This is a genomic window from Romboutsia weinsteinii, assembly GCF_002250835.2.
GTDB classification, from domain to species: domain Bacteria; phylum Bacillota; class Clostridia; order Peptostreptococcales; family Peptostreptococcaceae; genus Romboutsia_A; species Romboutsia_A weinsteinii.
Window position 1 is genome coordinate 1 of record NZ_NOJY02000051.1, and the last position, 15545, is coordinate 15545.

Annotated in this window: 17 protein-coding genes; all 17 read right to left on the bottom strand. The window is 30.2% G+C overall.

Features of this window, described 5'->3' with window-relative positions; translation table 11 throughout:
* Positions 1-1543: bifunctional diguanylate cyclase/phosphohydrolase (locus tag CHL78_RS16715; RefSeq protein WP_116041613.1), on the bottom strand; the 1543-nt coding region annotated here is incomplete at its 3' end.
* Positions 1544-1617: 74 nt separating this feature from the next.
* Positions 1618-1737 carry a cyclic lactone autoinducer peptide gene (locus tag CHL78_RS16720; protein WP_158540721.1) on the bottom strand — a complete coding sequence of 40 codons (120 nt, stop codon included), beginning with the start codon at positions 1735-1737 and terminating at the stop codon, positions 1618-1620.
* 81 nt (positions 1738-1818) lie between these two features.
* Positions 1819-2472, bottom strand: coding sequence for an accessory gene regulator ArgB-like protein (locus CHL78_RS16725; RefSeq protein ID WP_094366425.1), 654 nt, complete (start codon positions 2470-2472; stop codon positions 1819-1821).
* A 2-nt stretch (positions 2473-2474) separates the two neighbouring features.
* Positions 2475-2939, bottom strand: a complete 465-nt coding sequence (locus CHL78_RS16730) for a hypothetical protein (protein ID WP_094366424.1) — start codon at positions 2937-2939, stop codon at positions 2475-2477.
* A gap of 259 nt (positions 2940-3198) precedes the next feature.
* Positions 3199-3972 (bottom strand): RNA polymerase sporulation sigma factor SigG, encoded by a 774-nt coding sequence (sigG, locus tag CHL78_RS16735; RefSeq protein WP_094366423.1) that lies wholly within the window; start codon positions 3970-3972, stop codon positions 3199-3201.
* An 86-nt stretch (positions 3973-4058) separates the two neighbouring features.
* Positions 4059-4793 carry an RNA polymerase sporulation sigma factor SigE gene (gene sigE / locus CHL78_RS16740; RefSeq protein WP_094366422.1) on the bottom strand — a complete coding sequence of 245 codons (735 nt, stop codon included), beginning with the start codon at positions 4791-4793 and terminating at the stop codon, positions 4059-4061.
* 30 nt (positions 4794-4823) lie between these two features.
* Entirely contained in the window at positions 4824-5663 is an 840-nt protein-coding gene (locus tag CHL78_RS16745; RefSeq protein ID WP_094366421.1) for a sigma-E processing peptidase SpoIIGA, read from the bottom strand.
* Positions 5664-5853: 190 nt separating this feature from the next.
* Entirely contained in the window at positions 5854-7002 is a 1149-nt protein-coding gene (gene ftsZ, locus CHL78_RS16750) for a cell division protein FtsZ (protein WP_094366420.1), read from the bottom strand.
* Positions 7003-7106: 104 nt separating this feature from the next.
* Positions 7107-7460: a small basic family protein gene (locus CHL78_RS16755; RefSeq protein ID WP_094366419.1), complete on the bottom strand. Its 354-nt coding sequence runs from the start codon at positions 7458-7460 to the stop codon at positions 7107-7109.
* 62 nt (positions 7461-7522) lie between these two features.
* Positions 7523-8215: a DUF881 domain-containing protein gene (locus tag CHL78_RS16760; RefSeq protein ID WP_094366418.1), complete on the bottom strand. Its 693-nt coding sequence runs from the start codon at positions 8213-8215 to the stop codon at positions 7523-7525.
* A 10-nt stretch (positions 8216-8225) separates the two neighbouring features.
* Positions 8226-8936, bottom strand: coding sequence for a DUF881 domain-containing protein (locus tag CHL78_RS16765; protein ID WP_243446469.1), 711 nt, complete (start codon positions 8934-8936; stop codon positions 8226-8228).
* A 29-nt stretch (positions 8937-8965) separates the two neighbouring features.
* Positions 8966-9706 (bottom strand): cell division protein FtsQ/DivIB, encoded by a 741-nt coding sequence (locus CHL78_RS16770; protein WP_094366417.1) that lies wholly within the window; start codon positions 9704-9706, stop codon positions 8966-8968.
* 150 nt (positions 9707-9856) lie between these two features.
* Positions 9857-11110, bottom strand: a complete 1254-nt coding sequence (gene murA, locus CHL78_RS16775; protein WP_094366416.1) for a UDP-N-acetylglucosamine 1-carboxyvinyltransferase — start codon at positions 11108-11110, stop codon at positions 9857-9859.
* A gap of 74 nt (positions 11111-11184) precedes the next feature.
* On the bottom strand, positions 11185-12420 hold the full coding sequence (gene murG, locus CHL78_RS16780) for an undecaprenyldiphospho-muramoylpentapeptide beta-N-acetylglucosaminyltransferase (protein ID WP_094366415.1): 1236 nt from the start codon (positions 12418-12420) through the stop codon (positions 11185-11187).
* 15 nt (positions 12421-12435) lie between these two features.
* Complete coding sequence (spoVE, locus tag CHL78_RS16785; RefSeq protein WP_094366414.1) at positions 12436-13566, bottom strand: stage V sporulation protein E; 1131 nt, start codon at positions 13564-13566, stop codon at positions 12436-12438.
* Positions 13567-13616: 50 nt separating this feature from the next.
* Positions 13617-14975 (bottom strand): UDP-N-acetylmuramoyl-L-alanine--D-glutamate ligase, encoded by a 1359-nt coding sequence (murD, locus tag CHL78_RS16790; protein ID WP_094366413.1) that lies wholly within the window; start codon positions 14973-14975, stop codon positions 13617-13619.
* Between the two features lie 16 nt (positions 14976-14991).
* Positions 14992-15545: phospho-N-acetylmuramoyl-pentapeptide-transferase (gene mraY, locus CHL78_RS16795; protein WP_116041615.1), on the bottom strand; the 554-nt coding region annotated here is incomplete at its 5' end.

Sequence of the window (15545 nt, forward strand, 5' to 3'; positions counted from 1 at the left end):
GGTAAGGTATTTCATCTCCTTTTAGTTTCGATGGATATCCTCTTCCATCATACCTTTCATGATGGTGCTTTATCAATGGAATTAACGGTTTAAACTCTTCTATATTATTTATTAAATCTGCACCCATTGTAGGATGAGATTTTAATATTTCAAACTCTTCGTCTGCAAGCTTATCCTTTTTATTAAGCACTGACTCAGGGATTTCTACTTTTCCTATATCGTGTAAGTAAGCGGCTATTCTAAGATTAAGCTTGTCCTCATCATTTAAATCAAGATATTCAGAGAACCACTTACTATATATTACTACACGCTCAGTATGTCCATAAGTATATCTATCTTTAACATTTATCATACTGATAAATTTCTTTAAAGACTTTATTGTATCTTCAGCTATATTCATATGAGTACATGTCTCATCTAGAATATTGTGATATATTTCAACTCTATTCTTGTTAAATGATTTTGCTCTATAAAGGGCATCATCTGCAGTATTTATAAGTTGATGCTTGCTTTTCGCTGCACTTGGATAAGATGATACTCCTATTGACATAGTTATATTTCTGTTTGGCTGATTCTCTTGACCATAAAAATGGGTGTGCTGTATCGCCTTTCTAACTCGCTCTCCAACGGTAATTGCATCATGAATATTTGTACAAGGCAATATTACAGCAAATTCTTCTCCACCATATCTAGCTACAATATCACCATCTCTAACACTATTTTTTAGTATCTCTCCAACTTTTCTTAATACTAAATCTCCTGCTTGGTGACCATTTGTATCATTATAATGTTTAAAATAATCTATATCCATAAATAATAGAGATACATCGCAATTAATTTCATCTGCAGATTCTATCGCTCTTGAAAGTTGCTCTTGGAAATATCTATGATTAAATAATCCTGTTAGTTCATCAATGCTTACTAGATTCTTAAGTTCACTACTATGTTCTTCTTCTATATCAACATACATACCGAGTATATATGAGGTTACCAACAATGCACTTATTATAACTAAATCTGCTTCAAATGATGCAGTCATCATATTTTTTGTATACGTAATTATTTCTCTTACACCAGAGATATTCAGTGCTGGGTCTGACATAACCTGCGTAAAACTTCCCAACAAATCAATTCCTATTATTATTCCAGCTGATAGCACTGCTACTATCAAGCTATGCTTTTTTCCATACTGAATTGCAGCTATCATAATTATAAATATACATATAAATTTATATGGACTCTTATGTAAATCACTTGTCATTAATACAATAATGAAAATTGATAATAATAAGGATATTTCAAATATATATTTAATATTTATTGATTTTATATCCATTTGTTGACTACGTGCAATCCACGCAAAATATATTACTACTAAAACTAGTATTACAATTATATATATAGAAACCGATGAATTTGCTATATCCATAATATTTTTATTAGAGCTCATCATCGCAACCATACCCAATAGTATATAAATAACTTTTATGGTGGCTAAAATTTCAGATATTTTTTGATTTCTTCTTTCCTCAAAACTATTCATTCTATTTCACCTAATATTATGTCTTGTATTTGCACGAATAAGCCACAAGGATATCTCCTTATGGCTTATTAATACTACTCTTCTCTTAATGATTTTGGTACTTCTTGCTCAAAGAATATTATTGCACAACGTGTAGATGCTTGTTGAGCAACCTTGTTAAGTACATCAGCTAAAGAATTGAATAAGAAATTCATATTTATTACCTCCATTTAGTTAAATATATATTATTTATAGCATTGCTATAATAATCGCTATTTTACTAAGATCTATAAGTTTTATAGTTCTCCTTTACCTCCTAGCAATTTATCTACTGCTAGAATCAACTTTATCCCAGTTTCTGTTAAGGCTAGCATTTGCATAGCTAGTCCTAAAAGTATAGAAACCATTATTGTCTTTATAATATAATTATTTGTAATAGCTGCTATGCTACCCAAAATAAACGAAATTATTATATATGTATTTACTAAGTTGAAAGCTTTTTTTCTTAATAACCGTCTTGTACTCTCTTTTTTCATAGGCTTATTCTTCGATGGTAATGGACACCTTTTATATATTATCAAATAACATATAATAAAACCTATACATACTATTATTATAAGTTTGTTGATATTTAAATTATCAACTAACACTCTACACAAGATTGCTAGTCCCAAACAAAGTATAGTACCAATAGTAGTACATATCTTTGGAGAGCTAGCATGTACACCTCCTGAATACTTCTTCATCATAGCAGAACAGAAAAGTATTATCAGAGATTCTAATAATAAACCTGTTAATATTCCAACAACTACAGTTAGCAATAAAGATACTGCAATATGTAGGATAGTAAATAACCCATAATTTAGGACAGATTTTTCCTCATCTGTCTTGTTTAACCTATCCCCTAATTTATTAGATAAATTTAAAGATATATCCTCTATTCCAATCATACTTACCCCTTTTGATTACTTTTAATATACATAAACTTTTTTGATATCACTATTATTAAAATAAATATTAGCAACGATGGCAATGATTTCATCGCACCTTCAAAATTTGTCTGAATTAATGAGTTATAATCAATACCTATGATTTTAGTTGCAATATTTAAATATATACCTTCACTTATGGCAAGTGCTATAAAAACTCCGCACGATACTATTATTGAATACATTATATTTTTATTAAAATATTTTTTTATCATAAATCCATATATAAACATAAACATTATAGTATGTACTCCAAAACTAATCGGAAGTAATCTCACTGCTGCTACAACAATACCTAGTAACATGCCCAACTTTATAATTTTATTTATATCTATCTTTATATCTAAGATAATAAATGCTGCAAGTGCTAATAATATACTTTCAGGAAAACTTCTTACTAATATATAAATTGGTGATAAGTTTAACATTTGGTTTCTCCTTTTCAAATATCTTACATATATCACATTATAACACTTATTACCTCATATTTCAATTTTTACCAACTTATTATTACCTTTTTTTACTATACTTATTACTATACTCAATTGTTCTAAAAATATCCACATTTTTCCTTCGACATTTTCTCTGTTATTCTTACAAAATCAATAAATTCGTTATAAAGTTAACCATCTTTTTCATAAAAAAATTACTGATATTTATAAAATATCAGTAATCAATATAAAAACATTATATATACTTCTTCATGTTCTTTAGTGCATTCTTCTCTATTCTAGATACTTGAGCTTGAGATATACCTATCTCATCAGCCACCTCTATCTGCGTTCTACCTTTGTAGAACCTTAGATTAAGCACTAACTTCTCACGACTATTTAATTTTTTGATCGCCTCTTTTAAGGCAATCTCTTGTAACCAATTTTCATCAGTATCTTTTTTGTCTTGAACTTGGTCCATTACAAATATTGCATCTCCATTATCCTGGTAAACAGGATCAAACAGAGATATAGGATCTTGTATAGCATCTAATGCCATGACTACATCTTCAACCGGTAGCTCTAGCTCTTTTGATATTTCTGATACTGTAGGCTCTTTTGCATTAACCCTAACTAATCTTTCTCTTACCTGCAATGCCTTGTATGCTATGTCTTTTAAAGATCTACTTACCCTTATAGGATTATTATCTCTTAGGTATCTTCTTATCTCTCCTATAATCATAGGAACTGCATAAGTTGAAAATCTTACATTTTGGCTTAAATCAAAATTATCAATCGCCTTTATAAGTCCTATACATCCTATTTGAAATAAATCGTCAATATTCTCTCCTCTGTTGTTGAATTTTTGAATTACACTTAAAACTAATCTCAAGTTTCCTCGAACAAATTGCTGTCTTGCTTCATCGTCTCCATCCTTTATTTTTAGAAGAAGCTCCATCATTTGATTATTTTTAAGAACTGGAAGCTCAGATGTATTCACACCACAGATTTCAACCTTATTAATTTGCATACATTTCAGTCCTCTCTTAAAAGTATGTATATAGAAATTATTTACACATCATATATTTTTATACTTTTTAAAGAGAATTTTTTATATTATACAAATTTTTTCATTTCTTTTTTTAACCTTGAGATTATCTTTTTTTCTAATCTAGAGATATAAGATTGTGATATTCCAAGAAGATTAGCTACTTCCTTTTGAGTTCTTTCATCTCCTTTGTTGGTCAACCCAAATCTTAATTCCATAATTTGCTTTTCCCTATCTGATAGTCTATCCAATGCCATAACTAATAAATCTCTATCTATTTCTTCTTCTATCACCTTATAAATCTCATCATTTTCAGTACCTAATACATCAGATAGTAAAAGTTCATTTCCATCCAAATCTATATTTAGAGGCTCATCAAAAGATACCTCTACTTTTTTCTTATTATTTTTTCTTAGGTACATCAGTATTTCATTTTCTATACATCTTGATGCATAAGTTGCTAATTTTATATTTTTATTTAATTTAAAAGTATTAACAGCTTTTATTAGACCTATTGTTCCAATAGAAATCAAATCTTCTACATCTATTCCCGTATTTTCAAATTTACGAGATATATATACTACTAATCTTAGATTCCTTTCTATCAGAACTGTTTTTACACTTTCATCTTTTTCTAACTTTTGCAATAGCTCATTTTCTTCTTGAGCATTTAATGGAGGCGGTAATATATTTACTCCTCCCATATAATAAAGACCCTTAGGTTTTATTATTCCTAGTTTGATACCTACAGACACGATAACATTAATTACTTTTGTTTTTAACTTTAAAAATAGCGACTTCATTTTAGCTCCCCCCTTAGTATATCTCTACCTTTAAACTTCTGATAATATATTTGGATTTAATATTGCACTGTATTCCTCATCATTGAAGTTTGTTATACCCAACACAATGTTCCCTATTTTTTGCTTATCAATTTCTATATAATCTGCTTTAAGTCCAAGTATTATGTCTGAGTTATTGTTATTTGCATGCTTATAAGGAATTAACCTGACTCTATTAGATATCTCATCATCTAATTTTTCTATAATTTCTTCAATTTTAATAATATCCATGTCATTATAATCATAATTTAATATATCAGGAAGTAAATTTTTAAAGACACTCGACTTAACTATTACAACATCATTGTTACTAATTGGATCCTTAAGTAGATTCCCACTATCTAGTAAGGCTTCACAGTTATAGTTTTGTCCTAAAAGTTTAATAGTTACTGTCTTTCTTAAATCCTTTATATATCTAATCATTTTTATATCTCTATATATGTACTTGAGTAGCTCGCAACTTACATATGCACAAACTATTATAAAAGATATTTTTAAGTGGTCTATACCTGTAAAATAAATTATAAAATAGGTGCTGCCAGAAATAAAAATATTGACTAAGTAAAACACAAATAATATGCGTATATACTCCCGCTTGCTACTGTATGTAAAGCATATTAAGGTTATTATAGTCATTATTATTACCTTAAATGGCACAGTAAATAGTATATCTAATGCGGGATATAAATAGGCTACTGAATAAAGAGCACCTAAAAGAGCGCCCGCCAGTTTCTTTTTAATATCATTATGTTTTTTTATAAGAATAGAAGTACAACTTATAATAATATAATTTATTAACAGGTTCTCTATAATGTAATATTCAATGTACATTAAACCTCCCCCTTTGAACCTTTGTATATATTATAAGTTAGAAGGTTTAAATTTTTATGTCATTTTTAATGGTCGAATAGTAATAAATTTCTTATTAAAAAGAACAAAAAAAGAAAGCATTCCGCTTTCTTTTCTATATATTTTGAAAATAATATAAAAAGAAGCCCTAAAGGCTTCATTTTATTATGTACTATCTTCTTCTTCTTAGAAATGTTGGTATTTCCATTTCATCATCTTCTATTATAGCTTCTTTTTTAGGCTCTTCCTTAGTTACCGCCACTTCCTCAATCGGTTCTTGAGGTGTTTGCTTTAAAGCAGCACTTAAAGATGTTCTAGATATTGCACTTGCCTTAGGCTTTTCATTTAAATCTAAAGCCATATCTTGTCCATCATCAAATCCTGTAGCTATTACAGTTATCATTATTTCATCTCCAAGATCTTCTCTTATAGAAGCCCCAAAGATTATATTCGCTTCAGCATCACAAGCTTCCTGAACCAAGCTAGATGCTTCATTGATTTCGAATAATCCTAAGTTAGCTCCACCTGTAATGTTAAGTAATACCCCTTTAGCTCCTCTTATAGAAGTTTCAAGAAGTGGTGATTGTATCGCTTGTCTTGCTGCATCTATTGATCTAGTTTCACCACTAGCATTCCCCATACCCATGTGAGCTAGTCCTTTTTCTTTCATTATAGATGTAACGTCAGCAAAGTCTAAGTTTATAAGTCCTGGTACAGCTATTAAATCTGATATAGACTGTATACCTTGCTTTAAAACATCATCAGCTATAGAGAAAGCATCTAACATAGATGTATTCTTTTGTACTATTTGTAATAATCTATCATTTGGTATAGTTATTAGTGTATCAACTTTTGACTTTAATTCTGCAATACCACTTTCTGCATTTTTCATTCTAACTCGACCTTCAAATGCGAAAGGCTTAGTTACTACACCTACAGTCAGTATTCCCATTTCTTTAGCTAGTTGAGCTATTACTGGTGCCGCTCCTGTACCTGTTCCACCACCCATACCAGCAGTAACAAATACCATATCTGCTCCTTGTAATACTTTAACTATTTCATCTTTACTTTCTTCTGCTGCTCTTTTTCCAACTTCAGGATTTGCTCCTGCTCCAAGCCCTCTTGTTAATTTCTCACCTATTTGAATTTTATATTCAGCTTTAGATGTGTATAAAGCTTGTTTATCTGTATTTACCGCTATGAACTCAACACCTTTAAGTTGAGCTTCAACCATTCTATTTACAGCATTGTTTCCGCCGCCACCTGCGCCTATTACTTTAATTTGCGCAAAGCCATCTAATTCAACGTCAAAGTTTAGCATCTATAAACCTCCTTATTTTATGATTTCAATAAATGTATGTATTAATTATATCATTTAACCTTTTAATTTTGTTAAGATTTAACTAACATATTCCACAAAAATGTTTATTTCCCTCTTTTTTTATTACTAATGTTTGCAATAATATGTCTTCTTATTGTAGATAAATTGTCGAACAATCTAGAACCAAATACTAATATAGCAACATAGTATATTGGTATGCCTAATCTATCACCTATATAGGTTAAGAAAATAGCAAGTATTGCATTTCCTACAAACCCTGTGATAAAAATCACATTGTCATATTTCCCTGCAAATCCAGATTTAACAGCTCCAAATATAGAATCCATTATTGCAAGTATAGCAACCGACATATACATCGAATAGTCTATTGGATAAGTAAACGGAATATAATATCCCACTACTACCCCGAGGGCTAATCCTGCTAGTATCCATATCATAAATTCTCACCTTCTTTATTTTACTTTGAAACACCTACATTTTTCAAGTTTTTTAGTACTATTTATTTATTTTTTTCGTAAGAATTTATAATTATATCATTACTTTCTTGTACGTCAACATAAATACCGTACCCCTCTGTTAACAAATTTGTATAAGACTCAGGAGAAATCATCGCTGCCTTTAGTGCATCCACATCTCCTATAGCTTTTATTACAAAAGGTTGCCCATAAGTTGTATCATTCACTGTTATTGTTGCTCCAGAACACTTTACCTTACTTGTAGGTATCACTCTTTCTCCATTTATAGATATAGCCTCTGCTCCTGATTTTTTTAAATCATTTAAAATTCTTAAAATATCTATATCATGAACAATTAAATCATTAGGATTTTGACCTTTTTCTAATTCTTTTTCGCTATCTTGTACTGTAACTATTACACCACTTCCAGTTACTTTTGAATATCCACTTATCTTCTTTAGATAATCTAATTCCTCTTCCATCACTTCATTAGTATCCTTACTAGAATCCTCTGCAACTTCTTTGTATTCATTTAATTTATTTTCAAATTCAGCTTTTAAATCCTTAAGTTTTTTTATTTCATCTTTTGCATATTCTATATCACTTTCTATTTCCCGCCTTTGTTCTAATGTGATATAAACCTTAGAAGGATCTAGTGTTTTTAGATAAATAGCTATAAGAATCCCTAATATAAATGCAGCTAATACTACTGTTTTTTGTTTAAAATGCTTCTCCATCTTATACCTCTTATTCATTAGCATTCGAATGATTAGACTCTATCTTTTTGTTATGACCGTTAATTTCTATATCTTTACTTTTTTCTATTGTTACCTTAGCATTGTAATACTTCTCTATTTCCCAGACAATACCATACTTAATCTGTAGGGCTGATGCTAGAGTATCTGGATTACCTATGGCCTTTATTACGTAAGGAGGTTTTATCACCGTACCATTTATATAAAGATTATCCTCCTTAAGATGTAAATATGAGTCTGCAACAATCCTCTGACCATTTATTGATATCGCATTCGCTTGTGCTGAGTTCAATTTATTTATAAGTGATAAAAGTAGATCATAATTGTAAACAATACTTGAACTTGCATCTGTTTCTAATGAATTTGACAAAGTTTGTATGCTTACGTCTATTCCTTCTCCCTTTACATTAGTGTATCCTGCTAATATTTCATATTTATTTATTTCTTCTTTTATTATATCTTTACTCTTATCTCCTTCTATACCTCTATATGTATCAATTCTCTCTTTAATTATTTCTATTTCTGACTTAAGCTGCTCTTCTTCTTTTTTTAATGACTTTAACTCTGAAGCTAATTGTTCACCTTTTTTAGATGTTGTCATTCCATTGTTATCTATGTTTATACTCTTTAGCTGTAAACTTATAAAAATACCTAATACTATACTTGCTATTATTATACTCTTATAAGTAGTTCTCTTTGACAAATTCGATCACTCCTCGTTTTGCATAAACCTTAAGGTCTGTATACTACATTTCTACTACTGACTAAATCTATGGTCCCATTTTTTTTATTTTTATTTTGAAGATCTATTAGGACTTCACTTATCCTAGATATATTATAATCTATGTTGTTGTCCTTCGGTAGAAGGATTTCTATATTATTTATAGTTTTCATATTTATAATATCGTCATTTTGAAAATTTATGTTAGCTATTCTATCATAAATTTTTTTATCTTGTAAATCATTCAGTAAATATAATAACCTTTTTTTATTTTCTTCATCCTTAAAACTTATCTTGTTATTTTTATCTATATTGTACTCAATATCTGTAACTATTACCTTATTTTTATCTTCTACCTCTTGTATCTTTTTTAAAAATTCCCCATTACTGTCTATATAGCAGTAATTATTTTTATTGCTAAGTATAGCAACCTCTTTTTTTTCTTTAATAGTTATAGATAGTTTATCTGGAAACTTCCTTTTTATATCAACAGTTTCTATATAATTATGTTCTAGCAATTTTTTCTCCATCTTATTTATATTATATTGAAATATATTTTTATTGGAGGATATATTAAGTATTTTTATTACTTCTTCTTTTGTTAGCTCCTTATTACCTACTAGTTCTACTTCCTTACTATCAAACATTGAACTTGTTACAGTTACCCCTATAGCCGTTATTATCATCAATACAAGGCTTAAAACTAATATAACCTTCCCAGTATTTAATCTTCTCTTCTTTCTTTTTTTCATATTGATCCTCCTTTCCTAGTTAATTTATAAATACAACCTTTGTATTCAAATGTCCTACGTTAAATTCACAATACTTTCAGATATTTTATATGTAATTTTTACAATTTACATCATTGTTTTGTATATAAGAAAAGGCTCTACTGAGCCTCTCTACATTTTTACAATATTTGCACCTAAGTTTTTTAATATGTTTTCTATATCTTCATATCCTCTTTCAACATGATAGATATCTGATACTTCTGTTTCACCTTGAGTAGCTAGAGCAGCTAAAATAAGAGATGCTCCACCTCTTAAATCTGGTGAAGTTACAGTAGCATTATTAAGCTTCTTTACACCCTTGACCATACAAATATTCTCTGTTATATATTTTATATTAGCTCCCATTCTTGTTAATTCAGCACAGTGCATAAATCTATTTTCAAAAATTGTCTCATAAAATATGCTAGTACCATTAGATAGGCTCATCAATGCCATAAGTTGTGCTTGCATGTCGGTTGGAAATCCTGGATGTGGAGAAGTTCTTACTAAATCTATTGCTTTTATTTGTTTCGGTGCTATAAGTTTAAGGCCGTTATTTATATATTCAATTTCACATCCAGCCATTTTTAATTTATCGTTTATAGGCTCCATATGAGACACTATAACTCGATCTACCTCTAATCTACCTCCAGTAATAGCACTAGCTATCATATAGCTTCCTATAGCTATTCTATCGGGTATTACGGTATGTTCTGCTTTATGAAGTTTATCAACACCTTCTATTTCTATATAGTTAGTACCCGCACCTTTTACTTTCGCTCCCATCGCATTTAAAAAATCCTGCAAGTCCTCTATTTCTGGTTCCCTTGCTGCATTATATATCTTTGTTATCCCTTTAGCTTTTACTGCTGCAAGCATGGTATTTTCTGTAGCACCTACACTTGGAAATTCAAAGTTTATACTATTTCCTATGAGTTCTTTTTTAAAACATCTTATAAATCCATTCTCTTCTTGTATATCTATACCTAGATCTTTTAAAGCTTTTAGATGTAAATCTATCGGTCTAGATCCAATTGCACAGCCTCCTGGATGACTTATTTTAGTATAGTCTAGTCTACCTATCATTGCTCCTAATATAATTATTGATGATCTCATTTTTCTTACATAGTGCTCTTCTATTTCATTGGAATCTATAGTTGAACTATCTATAATTAGAGTATCACTCTCATAATTAACTTTACATCCGACACTTTCTAATATTTTTATCATTACATCTACGTCTGATATTCTAGGAACATTATGAATTATACTTACATCGTCATTAAGTATACTTGCTGCCATAATAGGTAGTATAGCATTTTTCGCCCCTCTGATGCTTAATTTTCCTTCTAGTTTATTTCCTCCAGTTATAATATACTTAGACAAAATTAACCCCCCTAGCTGTAGTAATTAAATAAAATGCCTATAATTTAAATACTATGTTCTAGAGGGGTTATATGTTACTTTTTCTTTATTCCTATTACTTTTGGTTGATTTTCTTCTACATTTTCGCCGTTTTCTTCAGAGTTTACTTCTGCCTGGCTTACTTTTTTATCTTTATGTTCTTTTTTTACTTTTATTTTTTCTTTATTATTTTTTTCATAGATCTTTACTATTTCTGCAACTATAAGATCTATTGCCTCTGGCTTACCTATTGTTTTACTAGCACTTGCCATATCTATTAATTTTTCTTTATTTCCTAAAAGGCTAAATACTGCATTATTTAAACTTTCTGGAGTTAAGTTTTTCTCTAATATAGCTATACCTGCACCTTGCTTTTCAATACTTTTTGCATTGTATTCTTGATGATTTTCAGCCGTATAAGCTTTTGGTATTATTATAGATGGTTTTCCAAGAGCTGTTATTTCTGCTAATGATATTGCCCCTGCACTACCTATTACTAGGTCACTTGCTGCAAGTGCATTTGCCATATCTTCTAAATATGGTACTACTCTTTGGTAAGGCTTAAAGTTAATATGTTCTATGCTCTTAGCAAATTCTTCATAGTAGTACTTACCTGTAGCAAATATAAATGCAACATCATCCTTAACCATGTTTTCTATTACTAATTTCATAGCATCATTTATTTTTCTTGCTCCCCCACTACCACCGTAGCAAAGCACCATCTTTTTATCTTCACTTATTCCAAGATTTCTTCTTGCTGTAGATTTTCTAGCTGTTAATATTTCTTTTCTCACTGGATTACCTGTTAAAACTAATTTTTGTCTACTTCCTTCTGGGAATCTCTCATGAGAATCTTCAAAACTAGTAAGTACCTCTGTAACCATTTTTGAAAGTATTTTGTTAGTTACACCAGGGAAAGAGTTTTGCTCATGAACTACAGTTGGAAATTTACACATAGATGCATTAAATAATACTGGTCCACTTACATATCCACCAGTACCTATAACCACATCTGGTTTAAACTTCTTGACTACTTTTCTAGATTGCTCTAATCCTTTAAATAACTTAAATACTCTTTTTACGTTATCAAGATCTATTTTTCTTTTGAATCCCTGTACTGTAACAGTTTTTAATTCGTAACCGTACTTAGGAACTATTTCTGATTCAATTCCTTTTTCTGTACCAACAAATAATATTTCAGCATCTGGATATTCTTCTTTTATTCTGTTTGCTATGGCTATGGCTGGATATACATGACCTCCAGTCCCACCACCTGATAATAAAACTCTCATCGAATCATCTCCTGTTTAGTTAATTTTGACATGTTTTGAGATGTTTAAAACTATACCAATTGCAGCCATAAAAATTACGAGGGAAGTTCCTCCATAACTTACAAATGGCAGTGCAACCCCTGTTGCCGGCATTGAAGATGTTGCAACTGCTACATTTAATGCTGCTTGTATTCCAATTTGACCACCTATCCCTATTACAACCATACATGCAAATACATTAGAACATTTTAGGGCTATTCTTATACATCTATATACTAATATTACAAATAGCATCATTACTACTGCACATCCTACAAGTCCTAACTCTTCACCTATAATAGCGAATATAAAGTCATTTTGTGGTTCTGGTATGTAAAAAAACTTTTGTTTACTTTTTCCAAGTCCAAGTCCAAATAGACCTCCAGATCCAAGTGCATATAGGCCCTGTATTACCTGATATCCCTTACCTAAAGGGTCTTGAAATGGATCCAAAAAAGACGTAACACGGCTTAATCTGTAAGGCTCAGCAATTACTAGACCCACAAATAAAGCAAATCCTGTTCCTATCATTGCAAATACAAACTTCATATTCATCCCAGCCACAAATATCATTAAAAATGTAACTAATATTATTGTACCTGCAGTTGATAAATTAGGCTGAAGTATTATAAGAGCAAAGAATAAACTAGGAATTATTAATAGTGGTAAAACACCTTTTGTCAAAGATTTTATATCGTCATATTTTGTTTCTATAAGCTTTGCCGTTATTATTATTGTGGCAAACTTTGCAATTTCTGCCGGTTGAAGAGAAAGAGCTCCAAATCCAAGCCATCTTCTTGCACCATTAGCCTTTACTCCTAGAGGGGTTAAAACTAAGATTAATAAAATTACCGCCACAATTCCTATATTTTTAGCATTCTTTTTCCAGAAAGTATATTCAATCTTAGATGTAATAATCATAACTATAAATCCAAGAGTTGAGAATATCAAGTTTCTCTTTAAAAAATAATAGGCGTCATTGTGTTTAAATGCAGCCTGAACATAACTTGCACTAAACACCATGACAATACCTATAAATACTAAAATCATAGTAGTGTAAAATATTACACTATCAAACTCAGTCTTCATCCCCCTGTTAATCTGTTTTCTTACAGCTTCTTTAGGCATCTGACAGACCTACCTCCATTCCCTTACGTTAAGTAAAATTAATGAAGAGGTTATCTTAAATTGTTAACATTATCTTTGAAGTCGTTACCTCTTACTTCAAAACTTTTGTACATATCCCAACTCGCACAAGCTGGAGAAAGAAGCACTACATCTTCACTTTGAGCTATCTCGTAAGAAGTAGCTACTGCTTCTTTCATATCTTTTACTATATATATACTCTCAAATCCTTTATCTTTAGCACATTTTTCTATTATAGAAGCAGTTTCTCCTAATAAAACTAATGATTTTACATTTGATTTTGCTATTTCTAGTAGCTCATCAAAGCTACTTTGCTTATCCATACCGCCTGCTATTAGTATAATAGGGTTATTATAAGATTGAATAGCTTTTATTGTTGAATCTGGATTAGTCCCCTTCGAATCATTAACAAACATTACATTATTTATGCTTCTTACAAACTCTTGTCTGTGTTCTACACCTCCAAAAGTTTTTAGAACTTTTCTTATTATATCTAAATCTATGTTTAAAACATATGATATAGCTACTGCTGCCATAGCATTTTCTAAGTTATGGTCTCCAGGTAGGCTTAATTCATTTTTGTTTAATAACATAATATTTTCATCTATATCTATAACTATATTAGCATTGTCATCCAAATATACTCCGCCATCTATTTTTTCTTTTCTTGAGAAGTATATTATCTTTGCCTTAGACTTTTCTGCTAAGTTTCTAACTTCTAAATCATCATAGTTTAGTATTGTAACATCGTCACTATTTTGGTTCATAAATACTCTAGACTTAGCTTCTATATAGTTTTCCATGGTGTGGTGTCTATTCATATGATCTTCAGTCACATTTAAAACAGCACTTACCTTAGGCTTAAAGGTATCTATACTTTCAAGTTGGAAACTACTTAATTCAGTTATTAATACAGAATCTTCGTTAGTTAGATCTACTGTATCTATTACTGGATTTCCTATATTTCCAACTATATAAGTATCTTTACTTGCTTGCTTAAAAATTTCTCCAACCAAGCTTGTTGTCGTAGTTTTTCCATTTGTTCCTGTTATACCTACGAATATAGGATTTTTAGATAGTCTATATGCTAGTTCTACCTCTCCTATTAACTCTATATTTTTCTCTTTTAATTTTAATATAAAAGGTAAATCCAGTGGAACTCCAGGAGATACTACTGTCATATCTATTTCATCTATGTTTTCAGGATGATGTCCTAATATATATTCTACATTTTTTAAATCGTTTAATTCTTTTAGTATGTCTTGTAATTTACTTTCATCTTTCATATCATTGACAACAATATTTGCACCTAGTTTATTTAAATACTTAATTGTTGATACTCCAGTCTTAGCAAGACCAATTAATAAAACGTTCTTATCTTTTAGGTTCATATTAATACCCCCAAATCTAGAATACTGCTATTATACTTATCCAAGCTAATACTACAGTAACTATCCAAAATACAAATACTACTCTAGTTTCTGGCCATCCACATTGCTCAAAGTGATGATGTATTGGCGCCATCTTAAATATTCTCTTTTTAGTTAATTTATAGTATGATACTTGCATTATTACAGATATTGCTTCTGCAAAGTATATACCTCCAACTAAAGGTATTATTAGTATAGAGTTTGTTAAAACTGCAAATGCTACTACTGCACCACCTAGAGCCATAGAACCAGTGTCACCCATAAATATCTTTGCAGGGTAAGAATTAAATCCTAGGAATCCTAAACATGCTCCTACAGTAGCTGCTGCTAACACCGCTACATCAGTATTTCCTATATTACCTGCATATATCATAAAGAATGCTGCAACTATTAAAGTTACTCCAGACGCTAATCCATCTAGTCCATCAGTTAAGTTTACTGCATTTACTATACCTATTATTATAAATGTCATTATAGGAATATATAGTGGTCCTAAGTTTATTACCGCATCTGTAAATGGTATCGCAAGCT